The organism is Arthrobacter sp. MYb229, assembly GCF_002975405.1.
GTDB lineage: Bacteria > Actinomycetota > Actinomycetes > Actinomycetales > Micrococcaceae > Glutamicibacter.
The window spans coordinates 260,290-278,864 of the sequence record NZ_PCPS01000003.1 but is presented as its reverse complement, the minus strand read 5'-3'; the positions used below and the strand labels follow the sequence as shown (position 1 = coordinate 278,864).

The following is an 18,575-nucleotide window of genomic DNA, read 5'->3' as shown; positions in this document are numbered from 1 at the left end:
TCAGCTCCTCTTGACTCGGTGGTGGATGCTGCGGGCGTTGCGGGCCATGCTGTTGCGGATGGCGTTGGTTTCGCCGGAGTGGCGCGGGGCGATGAGCAGATCCAGGCCGAGGAGGGACATGATTTCGAGCAGGATGTTGGCGTTGCCGAGCTTGCCGTTTTCGATCGCGCTGATGGTGTTGCGGGAGATGCCGAGCTGGTCGGCGACGTCCTCTTGGCTCAGTCCGAGGTCGATGCGCTGTTTGCGCAAGGTGCTTCCTATGGCTTTGGGGTCGTTTCGCATGCGCCCGCCTTTCTCTTAAAGCCCATTTTATCGTGAATTAACCCCAATGACATCATAATGTACTGATTTTTGCGTTTTAGTAGGTCGGTGACTTTAATGAGCAGAATCTTGTGCATTAGTGCATGGTGAGCATTAACGCACAGAAGTTTGGTCTTTAATCGCTGTGCGCCGCTAAAGACCAAAAAACTGCGCATTACCGCTAAGGTGCCACGACGCCAGCACCACCAGCAAGCTGATCATCATGCTCACCGTGGCAATCATCATGCTCGGCCTAGGGCAGCTGCCGCACCTACTATTTCAGGTGATGAAAATATGAGCATTAACGACAGATCGGAAATAAAGGGTTTCAATTTGGCGGGATCGATAAAGATGCCGAGATTCCAACGCTGCAAAACTGCCGTTTCCAAGTTCCCGTACGGCAAAGACGCGTCCTGCTGAATTGTGAACTCATAATTTCATGGCCCTCCTGGATTCCTGCGCAGCCTATTCCGTGGCGCTGGATGTCGAATAACAAAACAAGCCCCGTGCTCAGCGACGTTCACGGCTGAGCGCGGGACTCGAATACGAGGGTTCGCCCCGATGCTGCCTACTGGTCTAGAGTGCTGACTCCTGTGCCGTAGTGCTGGCCGGAGCGTCCTGGATCTTGCCTGCTACTCGTTGATTCCAATGCTCGATGACCTGCGCCGAGGTGGGTCGGGTGAGCAGGGAGACGATCACGAAGGTCAGCGCTGAGGCAATTAGTCCGTAGTAGATCGGCTCATTTGCGTATACGCCGGCGAATTTTTCCTCGGCCTGGATCTCCAAGACGATCATAGTGCCCAGGGTGACGACTGTACCGGCCGCCATGGAGACCGCGGCGCCGATGCCGTTTCCGCGCTTCCAAATCAGCCCGCCAATGATGGCGACCAGCAGACCGCCGACCAGAATGTCATAGGCGATGGTGAGTGCAGCGACCACATCATCAACCAGAATCGCCAGCGAGACCGTGACTATGCCGAGGAGCAGGACCCAGATGCGGTTTGCGCGCACGTCATGCTCCGGATTTTCGTCGGAGTTGGCCTGGACGGTCTTGCCGAACCAGCTGGCAACAAAGGGTGTGACGTCGGCGCGTGCCACGGTGGCCGCGGCGATCAATGCGCCGGAAGCGGTTGACATCATCGCAGCCACCGCGGCGGCCATGACCAAGCCGCCGACAGCAACCGGAAGCAACTGGGTTGCAACCTCGGCATAGACCACATCCTGGTTGGAATCTGCCCCAGCGATGTCCGGTAGGGCTACCCGGGCAGCCATGCCGATAATCGCTCCGGCAGCGCCATAAATGATGCAGTAGATCCCGGCGGTGGTGCCGCCCCAACGGGCTACCTTGGGAGTTTTCGCGGTGAATACGCGTTGCCAGATGTCTTGGCCGATGAGCAGCCCAAGGGTGTAGACGACAAAGTAGGTGATGATTGACTGCAACCCGATGCCGGTGAAGCTGAAGAACTCGGCATCTACTCGTTCGCGGATGCCAGCCATTCCGCCGGCTGCGTTCAAGGCGAAGGGCAGCATCAGCAAGAAGATGCCGATCGTTTTGATGATGAACTGCACCTGGTCTGCCAGGGTGATTGACCACATGCCGCCGATAGTCGAGTAGACCACTACGATCGCGCCGCCGATGGCGATGGCGTGCCACTTCTCCCAATCGAAGAGCACCACGAAGATCGTCGCGTACGCGCTGGTGGATGTCGCGCAGAGCATCAGGGTGTAGGCGAGCATGACCATGCCCGAGGTATTGGTGGCCGACTTGCTGCCGTAGCGCAGGGTCAGCATTTGCGACACCGTGAAGACCTTGAGCCTTTGCAATGTCGGCGCGAAGCAGAGCGAGAGCAGGATGACTCCGGCCCCGATGGCGACCACCAGCCACATTCCCGAGATGCCCCATTTGTAGCCCAATCCGACGCCGCCCACGGTGGAGGCACCGCCGAGCACGACGGCCGCCATGGTGCCGGTGTAGAGGAAGGGGCCTAGCCGACGTCCGGCTACGAGGTAGTCGCTGCTGTTCTTGGTGCGCGATTTTCCCCACCATCCGAAGAGCAGCATTGCCGCCAAATAAGCTGCAACGATTATTCCGTTGATGTATTCCATGAAGGTGGCCTGTGTTCTGTGAGGGCGGGCAATCGAGATTACCGTAAGTAAACTTTTGTTGTTCTACAGGCTATTGGTGATAGCGGTGTGTCGTCAAACACATGAAGCTTGCCCGGTGGTTGTTTCGACAGTTGCAGGGTATTCGAGACGCGGCCCAGCCAGCTGCAGGCAAGCCGAGGTGCGACTCGTCTGATTTACCCTTGGTTGTTGTGATGGAACACACTGACTTGCCTGTCGTAATTTTATGGACAATTTGACGAGCGATATGCATGATCGTTGGGCAACGTGTCATATTTGCGTAGCAATCCATGGATCTTGTGCGATGCTGCGTGGACTCGAGTACTGTTTCACGACGACGCAACGTTGCATCCGGTGCCTCTGTGGCACCTTTTTTCGTATGAGCGTCCCCCCCCGATTTTTCGATAGAAAGACGCCTAAAAGATGAGTGAAAATGGTCAGCCGTCGACAATGAAGTCGGCCGGACACGTCATTGTCGACACCCTTGCAGCCCATGGCGTGGAACGCGCCTACGTCGTACCGGGCGAAAGCTACCTCGACGTCCTTGACGGCCTGCACCACTCGGCCATCGACACCATCGTCTGCCGCCATGAAGGCGGAGCCACTTATATGGCCGAAGCCGACGGCAAAATGCACCAGCGCCCGGGAATCGCGATGGTCACCCGTGGCCCGGGTGCCGCGAACGCCCATGTCGGTTTGCACACCGCGTGGCAGGACTCCACTCCGCTGGTGCTCTTCGTGGGACTGATTCCCTTCGAGCACCGGGGCAAGGAGGCCTTCCAGGAATTCGATCCGAAGGCCTGGTTCGGTACCGGCGCCAAGCGCGTGATGATCCTGGACCATCCCGATCGAGCCTCGGAAATCGTCGCCGAAGCCATGTTCGCCGCCATGTCCGGCCGCCCCGGCCCGGTGGTGGTCGGACTGCCAGAAGACATCATCACCCGGCAGGTGCCTGCGGAGGTGCACCCTGCGATCCCTGTCGCTACCGGCGGCATGACCGTCACCGACTGGAAAGCGTTGAACGAGGCGCTGCAGGAAGCCGATAAGCCGCTGTTCATCTTCGGCGGCAACGACTGGTCCCATGAGGGGGCGGCAAACTTCACCAGCTGGCTCGAAGAGCACGACCTGCCGGCCGCCGCCGAATGGCGTTGCGAAGGAACCGTGCCGTTCAACTCCCCGTCTTATGTGGGGCCCATCGGGTACGGCCGTCCCAAGCCCACCTATGACCTGCTCGAAGAAACGGACCTGCTCATCTTCGTAGGCACCGTGCCCGGAGATGTGATTACCGACGGCTTCAACATCCGCCAAAACTGGGATAAGAAGAACTTCCTGGTGACTATCGACCCATCGCTGCGTGGCCGTTCGGGGCCCGTCTCGCACCAGATCGTGGCCAAGCCCGACGTGTTCGTCCGCGACCTGATGCTCATGGACCTGAAGGTCAAGGACTCCTGGCGCGCATGGACTGGCCGCATGCGCGGCGAGCAGGAGAAGTTCGCGCTACTGCCTTCGGCGGTTCCGGGGGAGGGCCAGGCCCGGATGGCAACTCTCATGGCCAACCTGGTCGAATCCCTCCCGGAAGATGCCATGGTGACCTTCGGGGCTGGCGAGCACACCAACTGGGCGCATCGCTACTTCCCCACCAACGGCTACGCCTCGATGCTCTCGGCGCGTAACGGCTCGATGGGTTATTCCATCCCCTCGGCGGTGGCCGCTTCGCTGTCCTACCCGGGACGCCGCGTGGTCACCATAGCCGGGGACGGCGAATTCATGATGAACGGCCAGGAACTGGCCACCGCCACCCAGTATGGCGCCACCCCGCTGGTTATCGTCATGGACAACCAGCAATACGGCACCATCCGCACCCACCAGGAACGCCACTACCCGGGCCGGGTCTCCGGCACGCAGTTGCAGAATCCGGACTTTGCGCTGATGGCCCAGGCCTTCGGCGGGTACGGCGTGCGCGTCGAAAAGGACGCGGACGTTCCCGCGGCAGTCGAAGCGGCGTTCGCCGCCATCGACGGAGAGAAAACTTTCGCGTTGATCCATTTGATCGTGGAGCAGGGCGTCAAGGCCTACTAGGCGGCTCCAAGTCGCAGTGCTCAGCGAGTGCCCGGCGGCGCTCGCTGAGTGCTTTAACCCCTGCCCTGTACCCGGAAATCGGCCTCCCGATCGATTCGAGAGCTGCCGCGGAGGACCAAGTGGCCTGCCGTTGGCGCGGCCTGCAACCCGGGCAATGATAAATCCCACTCCTATCGCCTTGGCATGCCCGGTGGGACGGTTTAAGCTGAATTCCTACGGAATACGAGAGCAATCCAATCCCAACCCACCAAGGCGGAGAATCAGATGGCACAAATGAGCGAAGAGCTCATTGAGCAGTGGGCCGATGCCACTGCCGAAATCTACAACGAATCCCTATCCGGCATCTCGCTGACCCGAATGCCGGGCGCCGTAGGGCAATACATTGAGCTATTTGCACAGAGTGAAAACCTGACCTTCAATCGGGCGGCCACTCCACTTGACTACTTTGAGCGCCACCCATTCCTTGCGGTGACAGCGATCCTGAACAACGACGAAGCGCTGGAAGCGCTCGACGATGATCAGCAGGAAGCCTTGGACGAGATGGTGGGCTTCACCGAAGCCTGGTACAACTTCGACCAGGAGCAGGAACCCGAATTGGGAACCTCCGAAGCCGATGACGAGGACGACTGGTAAACCCAGATCCCCACGCACGAAGCCGATCTGCCCATGGTTCGCCGTGGGCGGGTCGGTTTTTTGCTCGCCGAAACCGGCAGGCCGGAGCGGAAAAATGGATCCTGCTATTTCCATATCGGATGATTGGTGGGACGATGCCGTTATGAGCCAGTTCAGCGTCTTTGAAAGCACCGTGGTGATTCACCTGCCGGTGCACCGCGTCTGGGAACTGCTGACCGACTGGGCGGCCACCCCGTTATGGATGCCGGGCATTGCCACCATGCATTCCGACGACGTGCAGCTACGCGTAGGCACGCAGCTGATATATCGGGTAGGCAAGCACGAGCGCCACTACCGGATCCACGACCTGATCGAGAACCGCCTGCTGGTGGCGCACACTTCCGAAAATCCAGATGGCCTCTCCTACCGTTTTGATTTGAAAGATGATGCCGGGTACACCGAAGTGGTGCTCCAGGTGGCGGTGATCAATCCGGATCTCACCGTTGAGCAATGCGAAGAGCTTGCCGCCTCGGTGCGCGAGGCGGAGGGAGATATGCTCGATCAGCTCAGGCTCTACGCCGAGCAGGCGCCGTAGCAGAACCTATTGGCTGTGCGGCATGCTGCGCTTGGCATAGGCCTTGGAATCCTTGAACTCGGTTCCGGCGAAAAGCTGCTCGACGGTCACCAGGGTGTAGCCCGCCTGCCGAAGTTCTTCCACCAGCTGCGGCACGGCCTGGACCGAACTTTCATGGATGTCGTGCATCAAGATGATGGAGCCGGGGTTGACTTCCTCCATGGCTATTTCCACGGTCTTTTCCGGGTCATGATGCTGCCAGTCCATCGTGTCCACATCCCACAGCACCAGCGGGTAGGGCACCAGCCGGTCATAAACCGCGCCGTGGGAGCCATAGGGCGGCCGGAGGATATCGGGGCGCACCCCGGCGGCCTCCTCGATCACTTCCGCGGTCCACTGCACCTCCTGCTCGATGCCTTCGGCGGTCAGCGTGGTGAGATCCTTGTGGTCAAAGGTGTGGCTGCCGATCTGGTGTCCTTCTTGGACCATGCGCTCCAGGGTTTTCGGGTGCTTCTTGACGTTTTTGCCCAGCACAAAAAAGGTGGCCGGGGTGTGCTGCGTGCCCAATTCGTCCAAAAGCCTGTCGGTGAACTCCCCGGGCCCATCGTCAAAGGTCAGCGCGGCGCACTTGGTGGCCGCGCAGTCCACGGCTGCGGGGCTTGGCTCGGCGGGCGTCGGCTGCGCCGCAGGCTGCGCGGCGCAGCCGGCAAGCAAGGCAATGGCGATAGCCAGCACGGAAAAGCGGTAGCCGCGGCGGGAGAACGAACTCATTCTTCAACCATCTACCTCCAATGGCGCTGGCGCCAAGCTGCCACGCCCCACGGCGCGAATTTCACGGCTAACTCTGCGCCGCCGGCTGCGCGGCAGAGTCCAGTGGATGCTGCAGCTCGTCGCGCGCAAACTTCCCGGCCCGCCAGGCGAGCAGCCCGAAGAGCGGCGAGGCCACCCCGGCAATGATGAAGATTGCTTGCAGGCTCATCAGCTGGCTCAGCGGCCCGGCGACCGCCATGGATAGCGGCATCAGCGCCAAGGAGACGAAGAAGTCCAGGCTGGAGATGCGTCCCAGCAGGTGCTTCGGCACGCGTCGCTGCAGCAGGGTACCCCAGATGACCATGCCCACGGCATCGGTGATTCCGAAGAGCAATAGAATCGCGAAAAGCATCCAAGCGGCATCCACGTATCCCACCAGAGCCAAGGGCAGGGTGCCTAGGCACCAGCAGGCGGTCATCACGCTCAGATAGCGCCGCGGGAATTTCGACGAAGCGATGAGCAGCGAACCGATCGCCGAACCAGCGCCGAAGAAGGCCAGGGTGTACCCGAAGAGTTTCGCGTCCCCGCCAAGGTTGTCGCTGACGATAAATGGCAGCAGCACCTCAAATGGTCCGATGAAGGTGAATACCGAGATGACCGAAAAGATCAGGGTCCAGCGCAACCAGCCGGTGCGCAGGGTGTAGCCCACGCCCTCGCGCAGTTGACGCAGCACGCCGGGTGCAGCGGCCTGCGGATCGGCATGGCCCGGAGCATCGTATTCCTTGCGGTGGGCTATGGTGCGCAGGACAAAGATCGCGATCAGATGGCAGATGGCGATCCCCGCGATGGCGTGCGCCGGGGAGACCGCGGCCACGAGGAAGCCGGCAACCATGGGGCCAATGGCGGTATGGACCACCGGGCGCACGGTGCCTTCCAATCCGTTGGCGGCCAGCAGGTCTTCGGGTGGAAGCATTCGTGGCAGTAGCGCCGAATAGGCCGGGTAGAAGAACGCGGAACCCGCCCCGGCGAGAAAGCCGGTCACGATCAGATGCCACAACTCGATGACGCCGGTGAGTGCCAGCACCGCGGTGGCGCTCATGATAAGCAGCGAAAGCAGCTGAACGAAAATTACGATTCTCCGGCAGGAGTACCTGTCCGCCAGGATGCCGCCGAGCAAAACCAGGGCGAGCAGCCCCACGCTGCTGGCCGTGGCCACCATGGACAGCTCCATTGGTCCGCCGCCCAGGCGGCGCACCTGGTAGACCATCGCCACCGCCCACATGCCCGCGGCAAAGGTGGAAATGATTAGGGAACTGGCTAGCAGCGCATAATCCCGGTGGGCGAATGGCTTGACTAGACGCAGCACCGAGTCTTGCAATCTGCTCATGGGTGCTCCTGCATAAACGTGCGTAAGACCAATCATCCAGCCACTGATTGAATTTTGTCAATCAGTAAATTCGGGTGCACGCAAAAGCCCCGTGCCGCACCCTTGATGGGTGCTGCACGGGGCTAAGCAGAGAAGCTTTGACTACTCGGAGTCGTGGTCAATTTCCAGCAGCGTTACCAGCTGCTCCAGGGAGGCCTCGGCCCCTTCGCCTTCGGCGCGCAACACGACCTTGGTGCCGTATTCGGCTCCCAGCCCCATCAGCGAGAGGATGCTCGAGGCATCCAGCGCGTCCTCGGCAGGTTCTCCTTCCAAGGCGATGGTGACCTCGACCGGAAGCTCACCGGCGGCTTCGGCGAAGATTGCAGCCGGACGGGCATGCAGGCCAACCCGGCTTCCAATGATTGCTGTACGTTCTGCCATGATGGCTCCTTTTGATCGGTGGTATTCGTAAGCTTAAAGTACTTAGGTCTTCGGTTACAGTCCGAAACGGTCGAGTTCGGGCAGCTGCGCGCGCACCAGAGCGCGAGCCTCTTCCGCCGAGGCCGCCCGCAGGGCGAGGCGTGCCAAATCCTGCGCGGCCGCCAGGTCCACGGTGCGAAGCACCGCAGCAACCGGAGCGAGCGCACGTTTATTCATCGACAGCGTGCTGACTCCCAGGCCTACCAGCACCACCGCGAGCGCGGGATCTGCCGCGGCTTCACCGCACACGCCTACCGGTTTGGCCCCGGCGCCTTGCGCCCCGGCGCAGGTGGCCGCGACCATGTGCAGCACCGCAGGCTGCCAGGGGTCGTTGAGTTCCGCCAGCGAACCCAGCTGCCGGTCGGCGGCCATGGTGTACTGCGTCAGGTCGTTGGTTCCGATGGAGACGAAATCGCAGCGTTCCAGGATCCGCTCGGCCAACAGCGCGGCCGAGGGCACCTCGATCATCACCCCGGCGGTGGGCAGCTCCGCCTCGGCGACCAGCGCCGCGAAATCCTGGGCCTCGGCGGGCGTGGAAATCATTGGGGCCATGGTCCAGACCTCGGCCTGGTGGGCGGCGGCCGCCTCGGAGATCGCGGTGAGCTGGCGGGCCAGCACGCCGGGACTGGTGGTATCGGTGCGGTAGCCGCGCACCCCGAGGGCCGGGTTCGGCTCGCTGGCATCGGTGAGGAATGGCAATGGCTTGTCGGCGCCGGCATCCAGCGTGCGCACCACGACCTTCTGCCGCGCAAACGCCGCGAAGACCGCACCGTAGGCCGCGACCTGCTCCTCGTGGGAAGGTTCCTTTTCGCGTCCCAGGAAGCAGAACTCGGTACGCAGCAGGCCCACGCCTTCGGCTCCGGCCGCGGCGGCCGCCTGCGCGTCCTCGCCGCTTCCGACGTTGGCCAGCAGCGGGACGCGGTGCCCGTCGGCCAGCACGCCGCTGCCGTCAAAGTTCGGCAGCTGCTCGCGGTTGGCGTAGGTGCGCGCGATGGCGACCTCGACCTCGGTGGGGTTGCGCACCACCAGCCCGTCGATGCCGTCCACATACACCCGGTCCGCATCATGCAGCGCGGTGGTCTCGCTCGCCGCGACGATGGCAGGCAAGCCCAGGGAGCGGGCGATGATCGCGGTGTGGGACTGCGGTCCGCCGTCGCTGGTGACCAGCGCCAAGACCTTGGCCGGATCCAGGGTGGCGGTATCCGCCGGCGCCAGGTCCACCGCAACGAGCACAAAGGGCTCGTCCGAATCGGGGATTCCCGGGGCGGGGACCCCGCGCAGCTGGGCCACGATGCGCGCCCGCACATCCAGCACGTCGCCGGCGCGTTCGGCCATGTAGCCGCCGAGCGCCGCAAGCTGGGTGGCCACCGCGTCGGCGGCTTCCCAGAGCGCGGATTCGGCGCAGGTGCCCGAGGCGACAAGCTTCGTCGCAGACTTCAGCAGGCTGCGGTCGCTGGCCATCAGCGCGGTGGCCTTGAGCACCGCTTGCGCGTCTCCGGTGGCATGCACAGCGCGTTCCTTCAGCTGGGCCGCGACCGCCGCGGTGGCCTCGGCCAGGCGGGCGGTTTCGCTCTCCACGCTGGCCCCCGGGGCAAACGGGGCGCCGTCGGCCGGGGCGCTGATCGGATCGGGCATGCGCCGCACGGTGCCGATGACCCGGCCCGCGCTGACCCCGACGCCGGAGAACTTTTCTACGCTGTGGGTGCTCATGCGCCGACCTTCGCATTCTCTACGCCCGGCGTCGCGGACTTGCGGACGAATTTCTTCAAGATGATCACCAGCGCCGCGGAAACCAGCGTGCCGATGAGCGTTGCCAGCAAGAACATCGGCCAGGTGTTGTTCATCGCGAAGAAGACGAAGGCTCCGCCGTGCGGTGCCTGGCTGACCACATCAAAGGTCATGATCAGCGAACCGGTGACCCCGGCGCCGACCATCGAGGCCGGGATGACGCGCAGCGGATCCGCCGCGGCGAAGGGGATTGCCCCTTCGGAGATGAACGCGGCACCGAGCAGCCAGGCCGCCTTGCCGTTCTCGCGTTCGGCCCCGGTGAAGAGCCTCGGGGAGACCGCGGTGGCCAGCGCCATGGCCAGTGGTGGAACCATGCCCGCGGCCATAACCGCCGCCATGATCATCAGCGGTGCCGGGTTATCGGTAATCGAGCCGGCTCCCAGCCCTGCCACGGCGAAGGAGTAAGCGACCTTGTTGACCGGTCCGCCCAGATCCACCGCCATCATCAGGCCGAGAATCAGTCCAAGAATTGCCGCGGCGGTGCCCGACATGCCCGAAAGCCATGAGTTCAAGGCTTCGGTGAGTTTTGCGATCGGGCCGCCAAGGAAGAGGATCATCAGCCCCGAGGCGATGATCGAGCCAAGCAGCGGCACGATCACCACCGGCATCAAGCCGCGCAGCCAGCGCGGAACATTCCACGAGCTAATCCAGCGTGCCGCGAGTCCGGCAATCAGGCCGCCGACGATACCGCCGAGGAAGCCGGCCCCCATGAACCCGGCCACCGCACCGGCGGTGAAACCGGGGGCGATGCCCGGACGGTCGGCGTAGGCGTAGGCGATGTAGCCGGCCAGCGCCGGCACCAGGAAGCCCATGGACAACCCGCCGATCTTGAAGGCGACCGCGCCGAGGAAGGCCAGGAGCCCCTCGTCAGGCAGATTGAACAGCGTAGTTTCCGCCAGGTACTGATCGGCCACGTCGGTGATGTCGTAACCGCCGAGCAGGAAGCCCAAGGCGATCAGCAAGCCGCCGCCGGCGACAAACGGGATCATGTAGGAGACGCCGGTGAGCAGTGCACGCTTCAGGTCGGCGCCGAAGCCTTGCTTGCCGCCGCCCTGTTCGGATTCCGCGGCGGCGGTGCCGGCGGGAACCTTGCGCGCGTTGGGGTCGGTGGCCGCGGCGATGGCATCCTGCAGGAGCTTTTCCGGCTCGTCGATGCCGCGTTTGACGGGAACCTGGATCACCGGCTTGCCGGCGAAACGCGAGCGGTCACGCACATCCACGTCTACCGCGAAGATCACCGCGTCGGCGGCTTCGATCACCGCCGGGTCCAAGGCGGTTGAGCCGGAGGAGCCCTGGGTTTCCACGGCGAAGTCGATGCCGAGCTCCGCGGCGCTTTGCGCCAGCGAGTCGGCCGCCATATAGGTGTGCGCAATGCCCGTGGGGCAGGCGGTGACCGCAACGATCTTGGAGGCCTTCGCGGTAGCAGCCGGCGCTTCGGGCTGCTCGGCAGGTGCGGCGGCCGCCGCGGCGGGCGCCGTGGGGCTATCGGAGATCACCGCGGAAACCAGTGCGACGATTTCCTCGTCGCTCTTGGCTTCACGCAGGGCGCCGGTGAAGGTCTTCTTGACCAGCGCGCGAGCCAATTTGGAGAGCAGCTTCAAATGATCCTTGTCGGCGCCTTCCGGGGCGGCGATGAAGAAGATCAGATCCGCGGGGCCGTCCTTGGCACCGAAGTCCACCGGAGTGGCCAGGCGCGCCATGGCCAGGGTCGGGATGGTTACTGCCGCCGAACGGCAGTGCGGGATCGCGATGCCGCCGGGGACGCCGGTTGCCGTTTTGGCTTCTCTGGCCAGCGCATGCTCGGCCAAAGCCGAGGCGTCGGTGGCGCGGGAGGCCTGGGCCACCAGATTTGCCAGATGGTTGATGACCTCGGTGGTCGAGGTGCCCAAGTGCGCGTCGAGGGTGACGAGCTGGGTGGTGATCAGGTCGCTCATAGCTATGATCCTTGCCTTGGGGTGAGTGCGAGAACGGTGACGGCGTCCACGGTGAGATCGGATGGTGCGGGAATGGTTGAGCCGGGAAGCGATGCCGCCGCTGCGCCGTAGGCGATGGCGGAGCCAAGGCACTGATCCGGTGCTGCCCCGGAGGTAGCCGCTAGCAGATAGCCTGCCAGCGAAGAGTCTCCGGCGCCCACGGTGCTGCGGGCGGTGATCGGTTGGTGCCAGCCATGCCAGGCGCCCTGGCCCGTTGCCAGCACGGCGCCGTGCGCTCCGAGGGTGGCAAGCACCGCGCCGGCCCCGCGTTCGAGCAGGTCGTGGCAGGTGCTCGCGGCCAGCTCCGCGTCGGCCTCGAGCTGCTCCTCGGTGAGTTGCGAACCGACCAGTTCGGCCAATTCCTCGGCATTTGGCTTGATCAGATCCGGAACGTGGCTTGGGCCGTGGGCAAAGAGCTGGCGCAGCGGTTCACCGGAGGTGTCCACGGCGATTTTCGGGCAATTCACCCCGAGCGAATCGCGCAGTGCCGCGGTGAGCTGGGCGTAGAATTCTGCGGGTGCACCCGGGGGCAGCGAGCCGGCCATCACCACCCATTGGGCTCCGGCAGCGGATTCGAGCACCAGCGCGCTCAATGCGCTCAGCGACTCGGCCGTGAGCACCGGACCCGATTCGTTGATCTTGGTGGTGGTGCCATCCGGGTCGGTGATGGTGACGTTGGTGCGCAAGGGCTCATCGATGGGCAGCGCCTTGAACTCAAGTCCGTCGCCGCGCAGCGCCGCGATCAAGGGGTCATCGGTGGCCCCGGGGAGTAGAGCCAGGGTCTGGGCGCCGGCGATCGCGATCCCCCGGGAAACGTTGACTCCCTTGCCGGCGGCTTGGGTGTGGCTGCTGGCCGCGCGTTGCACGGCTCCGTGCGCCAGCGGATCAAGCAGCTCGATGGTCTTGTCCAAGGCCGGGTTGCAGGTCAGGGTGATTATCATGCGATCACTACCTCTACCTCGGCTAGTTCGAGGGCGCGGGACAGCTCGGCTTCCGGGGCGCAATCGGTGACGATCGTGTCCACCTGGTCCAGCCGCGCGAAGCGGACGAGGGTTTCCTGCTCGAATTTTGATGAGTCCACCAGGAGGACCACTCGGCGGGCGCTGGCGACCAGCGCCGTTTTGACGGCGGCTTCCAATGGGTCCGGGGTGCTCAGCCCGAAGCCGGCATGCAGGCCGTTGGTTCCGATGAAGGCGATGTCTGCGCGGTAGTTGGAGTACTCCTGTGCCGTGCGTGCTCCGCTGCTGGCACCGGTGATTCCGCGAACTCGTCCGCCAATCATTTCCAAGGCAATGTCTGGGCTTTGCACCAGCGCCGTGGCGATCGGCAGCGCGTGGGTGATCACCACGAGCCCCGAACCTGCGTTGGTTTTCACCATGCGTTCGGCGAGAATTTCGGTGGTGGTTCCCGCATCGAGAATGACCGAGGCATCGGAGACCGGGAGCAGGCTCAACGCGCGCTGGGCAATCCGGGCTTTGGCTTCGGCGTGGATGGCCGTGCGTGCCACGTAGCTTTCCTCGCGGGTGCTCGCCTCGCTGGCCGCGACCGCACCGCCGTGCACGCGGCGCAAGAGGTTCTCTGATTCCATCTGGGCCAGATCGCGGCGGACAGTTTCGGCGGTGATCTCGAAGCGCTGGGCCAGCTGAGCGACGGTTACTTTCCCGGCGCTCGCCAGCTGATCCGTGATTAGCCGGTGTCTTTCCTCGGCAAACATCTGCGCCTCCATGAAGTCATGACCTACAACACATGAATCTGTGTTTCCATGACTTTATGCCCGTTTGTGTGGGGTAGTCAAGATGAAATCCAAAAATATTGTGGATTAATCTTTGATTGCGTGGGGTTTTCTGTTTAAAAGTGTCTGTTTAAAAGACAAAAATCGGTGGGATCCCTCCGCAGAGGGATCCCACCGATTGAGGTATTAAGCCGAGCTCTACGCCAGTATCTGGCGTTTGGAAGAAATGACTCCGGTGTTGAATCCGGCCAGGCGCAAGCCGCCGTGGAAGCGTGCATGCTCAATCTTGACGCAACGATCCATGACCACGTTCAAGCCCGCCGCCTCGCCGCGTGCGGCGACTTCCTCATGCCAGGAGCCAAGCTGCAGCCACAGCGTTTTCGCGCCCACCGCCATGGCCTCATCCAGTACGCCGGGAAGGTCATCGTGCTTTCGGAAGACCTCAACCAGATCCGGGGTCTCCGGCAGGTCTGCCAGCGACTTGTAGACCGGCTGGCCCAGAATCTCGTCGAGCACCGGGTTGATGAAGTACACCGTGTACTTCGAGGAGGACAGCAGGTAGGTGGCGACGAAGTAGCTCGCACGCGAGGGCTTGTTCGAGGCGCCAACGATGGCGATGACCTTTGTATCGCGCAGGATCTGCAGGCGTTCGGCCGCGCCGGGCGCCTGCCAGGTGCGTTCTTCGATGCTCATTAGTTCGCTCCCTTCGAAGCGGCTGGCACGGCGCAGGCGGCGCCGTCATAGGTGGGAATGTCGAGCTGTTCGGCCGCGGCCTGTGCCTGCGAGGCGCTCAGCGCCTGGTCAAGGTCCCAGATGATGTCTTCGACGTCCTCCAGGCCTACCGACAAGCGGATCAGGTCCTCCGGAACGCCGGCGGCAATCATCTGCTCGGCGCTCAGCTGCTGGTGCGTGGTGGAGCCCGGGTGCAGCACCAGGGTGCGCGCATCTCCGATATTCGCCAGGTGGCTGGCAAGTTGCAATGCCTCGATGAACTTGGTGCCCGCCGCGCGTCCACCCTTCACGCCGAAGCTGAAGACCGAACCGACGCCCAGGGGCAGCAATTCGGTGGCCCGCTCATGCTGGGGGTGGGATTCCAGGCCCGCGTAGTTCACATAGCTGACGCGGTCATCGGCTTCGAGCCACGCGGCGATCTGCTTCGCGTTGGCCAGGTGGTTGTCCATGCGCTGCGGCAGCGTCTCCAGGCCCTGCAGCAGCTGGAAGGCCGACTGGGCCGGCAGCGAGGGACCGAAATCGCGGAGCTGTTCGCTGCGCAGCTTGGTCAGGAAGCCGTACTCGCCGAAGTTATCCCACCAGGATACGTTGCCGTAGCTCGGCACCGGTTCGGTCATGGTGGGGAACTTGCCGTTGCCCCAGTTGAAGGTGCCGGCCTCGATGACCACGCCGCCCAAGGTGGTGCCGTGCCCGCCGATGAACTTGGTAGCCGAGTGGATCACGATGTCCGCGCCGTGCTCGATAGGGCGCAGCAGGTACGGCGGGGTCAGCGTGGAGTCGACCACCAGCGGCAGGTTGTGCCGGTGCGCCACCTCGGCCAGGCCCTTCAGGTCTGCAATGTCGCCGGAGGGGTTCGCCACGATCTCGGTGTAGACGGCCTTGGTGTTTTCCTGGATGGCAGCCTCGAAGTCGGCCGCCTCGTTGGAATCGACGAAGGTGGTGTTGATGCCGAAGCGGCGCAGGGAGACGTCCAGCTGGGTGATGGTGCCGCCGTAGAGCTTGGAGGAGGCCACAATGTGGTCTCCGGCCTGTGCCAGCGCCGCGAAGGTGACGAACTCGGCTGCCATGCCGGAGCCGGTGGCTACCGCGCCGATGCCGCCTTCGAGGGAGGCCATGCGTTCCTCGAAAGCCGCCACGGTGGGATTGCCGATGCGCGAATAGATGTTGCCGTATTTCTGCAGGGCGAAAAGGTTCGCCGCATCATCGGTGTCTTTGAAGACGAATGAGGTGCTCTGGTAGATCGGCACGGCGCGTGCGCCATGCTCGGCGTCGGGGGTGCCGCCCGCGTGTAGCGCGCGGGTGCGGAATCCAAACTTGTGGTCGGCCATGGTGGCTTACGACTCCTTGTCGACTGGGTCTTCGGCAGGAATCCCGGATCAATGTCGCTTAACCCCTGGGATTCAGTGGAAAGCAGCTCCATCGGTTCTGGCGGTAGCACCTGATCCACCGGCTGTGGCAGGTTGCTGCGGCGTCATCAAACCAGATCTCTCGGCCGCTCGGGATGGTAAGTAATAGTCTGTCAACATGTCCCGGGATGACCCAACAATGAGTCCTAAGGTTGCGAAGGTTAAGGCGCAGGCCGATTCGGGTGCGGTTGCGCGATTACCCTATGCTCGAATTATGGACACCGCGCTAGCACTGGTACGACACGGGCAGACCGACTGGAATCTTGCGGGTCGGCTTCAGGGCCGCACCGACATCGAGCTGAACGAGACCGGTCGTGAACAGGCGCGCGCGGCCGGGCGAGCGCTCATGGGGGACGGCTGGGATCTGGTGCTCGCCTCCCCGCTGTCCCGCGCCCAGGAGACCGCCGCGCTCATCGCCGCCGAACTCGGCGTCGACACCGGTGCCCCGGTTGCTCAGGCGGTTGAACGAGGCTTCGGTCCGCTCGAAGGGCGGGTCATGATCGAAGTGACCGAGCGGGAAGCGGCTGCGCTGGCGGGACAAGCCGAGAGCCGTGAACTGGTGCTGCAGCGGATGCTGCTCGCGTTGACCGAGCTGGTTCAGGCAAACCCCGGCCGACGCATGCTGGTGGTCAGCCACGGCGCCGCCATGCGCATCACCCGCGACGCGCTCGCCGGGACCCGAGCCGAGCGGGGCGTTGAAAATGGCGAAGTCATTCCGGTCAACCTTGACCGGCTCGCCGAGCTCGTCCAGGAACACGATCTTGCCGGCGCCCGCTAAGCTCGTTTTCCACCCAACTCCGCGCAACCTGGCGCTGTCTGGAGCCGCAACCGAGCCAGCCTGGAGCCGCAACCGAGCCAGCCTGGATTAAAACGGACGCATGCACGGAAAAACGCCGGATGCACCAAGCGGTTCCTCCCGGTTCTCTGCCCGGTACCGGGCCGGCGCTGCTCCACCACCGCCAGGCTACTGCGGAGAATCTCGCTTAAAGAAAAAACCTCACAAAACCTCACAAAACATCGCGGCGGTACGTTTACATGGTGACAGCACCGAATCAGGAGCAGCATGAAACAACCATTTGAACGCATCGTCCAGGCCCACGGGCTGAGCGTCCTTCGGGTTTGCCGCGCCCTGCTCGATGAACACCGCGCACAGGATGCCTGGTCCGAAACGTTTCTCTCCGCGCTGAAGGCGTACCCGGAGCTGGATGAGGAGGCGAATGTCCAAGCGTGGCTGGTGCGCATCGCCCACCGCAGGGCCATCGATGAACTCCGCCGGCACAAGCCAGAACTCAGCCAGGCAGAGGTCGAGCCGCCCAAACGCGTATCGACCGAAACCAGCGCGGAGGACCACGTGGCAAACCTGGAGCTGTGGCAGGCGGTGAAGCTGCTGCCCGAAAAGCAACGGCTGGTCGTGGCCTACCGTTATCTGGGTGGGCTCAGCTATGCCCAAATCGCTGAGATTCTCTCCGGCAGCGCGGATGCTGCCCGGCGTGCTTCAGCCGACGGAATCAAGAACCTGCGAACCCACCTGTCGCAGGATCAACTGCCAGGAGGCGACCGATGAACACGCAAACTCCAGACTCCAACCCGACCTCATCCGAGGCACAGCTGCTGGGTGAGCTCCATACGCGCCTGGAGCGCAGCGCGGGGGAGCGGCAGTTGATCGATATCGCCTATCGGGTAGTCGATTCGCCTATCGGACGGCTGCTCATGGCCTGCACGGAGGTGGGGCTGGTTCGGGTCGCCTTCGAAAGCGAGGGGCATGAATCGATCCTCGACATCCTGTCCGACAAAGTGGGTGCGCGGATCTTGCGCGCGCCAGCAAAATTGGACAATGCCGCCTGGCAGCTCGAAGAGTACTTTGCCGGGGAACGGCAGGAATTCGAAGTGCCCTTGGACCTGCGCCTCTCGACCGAATTCCGCAGGCAAGTCCAGCTGGAACTGAGCCAGATAGGCTACGGCGAAACCTGGAGCTATGCCCGGATGGCCGAAAGGCTCGGCAAGCCCAAGGCGGTGCGCGCGGTTGGATCGGCATGCGCCACCAATCCGCTGCCCATCGTCCTGCCCTGCCACCGAGTCCTGCGCACCGATGGTTCGCTCGGCGGCTATCTGGGTGGGCTGCAGACCAAGACCTACCTGCTCCGGATGGAAAATCCGGATCGTTCAGAGGACGCCCCGGTCCTTTTCTAGCCCGAGCCCCGGAGACGGGCCGCACGGGCCTAGGGGTGGTGCTGGTCGTCGGCCGCAGTCGCCGTGGCTGACGGGGCAGGCGCTGCAGCCGGCAAGCGGCATGGCGCCCCGCGCAGTGAAGAGCATCGGCGTGGTGGCGTACGCGACCCCACCCTTCAGTTCCGACGGTGCGGTGCTCGGGTGAGTGATTGACAAGTCAGCAACACGAGGAACTATTCAGCAGCGAACCCCGCTGCAAAACGCCTCCACCTCGGGGCCGGGCAACAGGTTTTCTATGGCTGTTCTGGCCCCGCACTAGTGGCGTATTCCAAACGCTGCCTGCCCGGTTCATGTTAGTGTTGAAGCATGTCCTTTTTGGTTTCGTCCCACGTGCAGCGGTTGATCGCTGCCGTGTTCCCGAACTCAAAATTGCTGACCAAACGGGCTAGCGGCACTAACGGGTGGATGAGTTCCTGGGGAACCAACGCCC

Annotated in this window: 17 protein-coding genes and 1 riboswitch; of the genes, 6 read left to right on the top strand and 11 right to left on the bottom strand. The window is 63.3% G+C overall.

What is annotated here, in order from left to right:
• Together CQ019_RS11910 and CQ019_RS11905 are read right to left on the bottom strand one after the other, a co-directional pair.
• Positions 1–282 carry a helix-turn-helix domain-containing protein gene (locus CQ019_RS11910; protein WP_096285740.1) on the bottom strand — a complete coding sequence of 94 codons (282 nt, stop codon included), beginning with the start codon at positions 280–282 and terminating at the stop codon, positions 1–3.
• Positions 283–876: 594 nt separating this feature from the next.
• Positions 877–2,406, bottom strand: a complete 1,530-nt coding sequence (locus CQ019_RS11905) for a sodium:solute symporter (protein WP_105569788.1) — start codon at positions 2,404–2,406, stop codon at positions 877–879.
• 441 nt (positions 2,407–2,847) lie between these two features.
• Here CQ019_RS11905 and CQ019_RS11900 point away from each other — a divergent pair, with 441 nt between their 5' ends.
• The 3 genes from CQ019_RS11900 (at position 2,848) to CQ019_RS18550 (ending at position 5,710) form a co-directional block, all read left to right on the top strand.
• Complete coding sequence (locus tag CQ019_RS11900) at positions 2,848–4,503, top strand: thiamine pyrophosphate-dependent enzyme (protein WP_105569787.1); 1,656 nt, start codon at positions 2,848–2,850, stop codon at positions 4,501–4,503.
• 264 nt (positions 4,504–4,767) lie between these two features.
• On the top strand, positions 4,768–5,136 hold the full coding sequence (locus CQ019_RS11895) for a hypothetical protein (protein ID WP_105553544.1): 369 nt from the start codon (positions 4,768–4,770) through the stop codon (positions 5,134–5,136).
• Positions 5,137–5,278: 142 nt separating this feature from the next.
• Complete coding sequence (locus CQ019_RS18550) at positions 5,279–5,710, top strand: SRPBCC domain-containing protein (protein WP_176484155.1); 432 nt, start codon at positions 5,279–5,281, stop codon at positions 5,708–5,710.
• Positions 5,711–5,716: 6 nt separating this feature from the next.
• On the opposite strand, the gene CQ019_RS11885 is transcribed toward CQ019_RS18550, so the two are convergent.
• The 9 genes from CQ019_RS11885 to CQ019_RS11845 all read right to left on the bottom strand — a co-directional run bounded on the left by CQ019_RS11885 (position 5,717) and on the right by CQ019_RS11845 (position 15,838).
• Positions 5,717–6,460 (bottom strand): polysaccharide deacetylase family protein, encoded by a 744-nt coding sequence (locus CQ019_RS11885; protein WP_105569784.1) that lies wholly within the window; start codon positions 6,458–6,460, stop codon positions 5,717–5,719.
• A gap of 67 nt (positions 6,461–6,527) precedes the next feature.
• The gene (locus CQ019_RS11880) at positions 6,528–7,826 is read right to left on the bottom strand and encodes an MFS transporter (protein WP_105553541.1); all 1,299 of its coding nucleotides are present in this window, start codon (positions 7,824–7,826) and stop codon (positions 6,528–6,530) included.
• Positions 7,827–7,967: 141 nt separating this feature from the next.
• A complete protein-coding gene (locus tag CQ019_RS11875) occupies positions 7,968–8,246 on the bottom strand; it encodes an HPr family phosphocarrier protein (RefSeq protein WP_096285728.1) in 279 nt (92 codons plus the stop codon).
• A 54-nt stretch (positions 8,247–8,300) separates the two neighbouring features.
• Complete coding sequence (ptsP, locus tag CQ019_RS11870) at positions 8,301–9,995, bottom strand: phosphoenolpyruvate--protein phosphotransferase (RefSeq protein WP_105569783.1); 1,695 nt, start codon at positions 9,993–9,995, stop codon at positions 8,301–8,303.
• Entirely contained in the window at positions 9,992–12,007 is a 2,016-nt protein-coding gene (locus CQ019_RS11865) for a fructose-specific PTS transporter subunit EIIC (RefSeq protein WP_105569782.1), read from the bottom strand. The genes ptsP and CQ019_RS11865 overlap by 4 nt, the downstream gene beginning before the upstream one ends.
• 2 nt (positions 12,008–12,009) lie before the next feature.
• Positions 12,010–12,987 (bottom strand): 1-phosphofructokinase family hexose kinase, encoded by a 978-nt coding sequence (locus tag CQ019_RS11860; protein ID WP_105569781.1) that lies wholly within the window; start codon positions 12,985–12,987, stop codon positions 12,010–12,012.
• Complete coding sequence (locus tag CQ019_RS11855; RefSeq protein ID WP_105569847.1) at positions 12,984–13,760, bottom strand: DeoR/GlpR family DNA-binding transcription regulator; 777 nt, start codon at positions 13,758–13,760, stop codon at positions 12,984–12,986. Before CQ019_RS11855 ends, CQ019_RS11860 begins: the two co-directional genes overlap by 4 nt.
• A gap of 216 nt (positions 13,761–13,976) precedes the next feature.
• Positions 13,977–14,471, bottom strand: coding sequence for a CoA-binding protein (locus CQ019_RS11850; protein ID WP_105569780.1), 495 nt, complete (start codon positions 14,469–14,471; stop codon positions 13,977–13,979).
• On the bottom strand, positions 14,471–15,838 hold the full coding sequence (locus CQ019_RS11845) for an O-acetylhomoserine aminocarboxypropyltransferase/cysteine synthase family protein (protein ID WP_105569779.1): 1,368 nt from the start codon (positions 15,836–15,838) through the stop codon (positions 14,471–14,473). Before CQ019_RS11845 ends, CQ019_RS11850 begins: the two co-directional genes overlap by 1 nt.
• Positions 15,839–15,923: 85 nt before the next feature.
• A riboswitch (SAM riboswitch) is annotated at positions 15,924–16,018 on the bottom strand.
• A gap of 37 nt (positions 16,019–16,055) precedes the next feature.
• Between CQ019_RS11845 and CQ019_RS11840 the strand changes: the two genes are divergently transcribed.
• From CQ019_RS11840 to CQ019_RS11830, 3 genes are all read left to right on the top strand, one after another.
• Positions 16,056–16,694 carry a histidine phosphatase family protein gene (locus tag CQ019_RS11840; RefSeq protein ID WP_181148450.1) on the top strand — a complete coding sequence of 213 codons (639 nt, stop codon included), beginning with the start codon at positions 16,056–16,058 and terminating at the stop codon, positions 16,692–16,694.
• 285 nt (positions 16,695–16,979) lie between these two features.
• Positions 16,980–17,480 carry an RNA polymerase sigma factor gene (locus tag CQ019_RS11835; RefSeq protein WP_105569777.1) on the top strand — a complete coding sequence of 167 codons (501 nt, stop codon included), beginning with the start codon at positions 16,980–16,982 and terminating at the stop codon, positions 17,478–17,480.
• A complete protein-coding gene (locus CQ019_RS11830) occupies positions 17,477–18,106 on the top strand; it encodes a methylated-DNA--[protein]-cysteine S-methyltransferase (RefSeq protein WP_105569776.1) in 630 nt (209 codons plus the stop codon). Before CQ019_RS11835 ends, CQ019_RS11830 begins: the two co-directional genes overlap by 4 nt.
• The last annotated feature ends 469 nt before the right edge of the window (positions 18,107–18,575 follow it).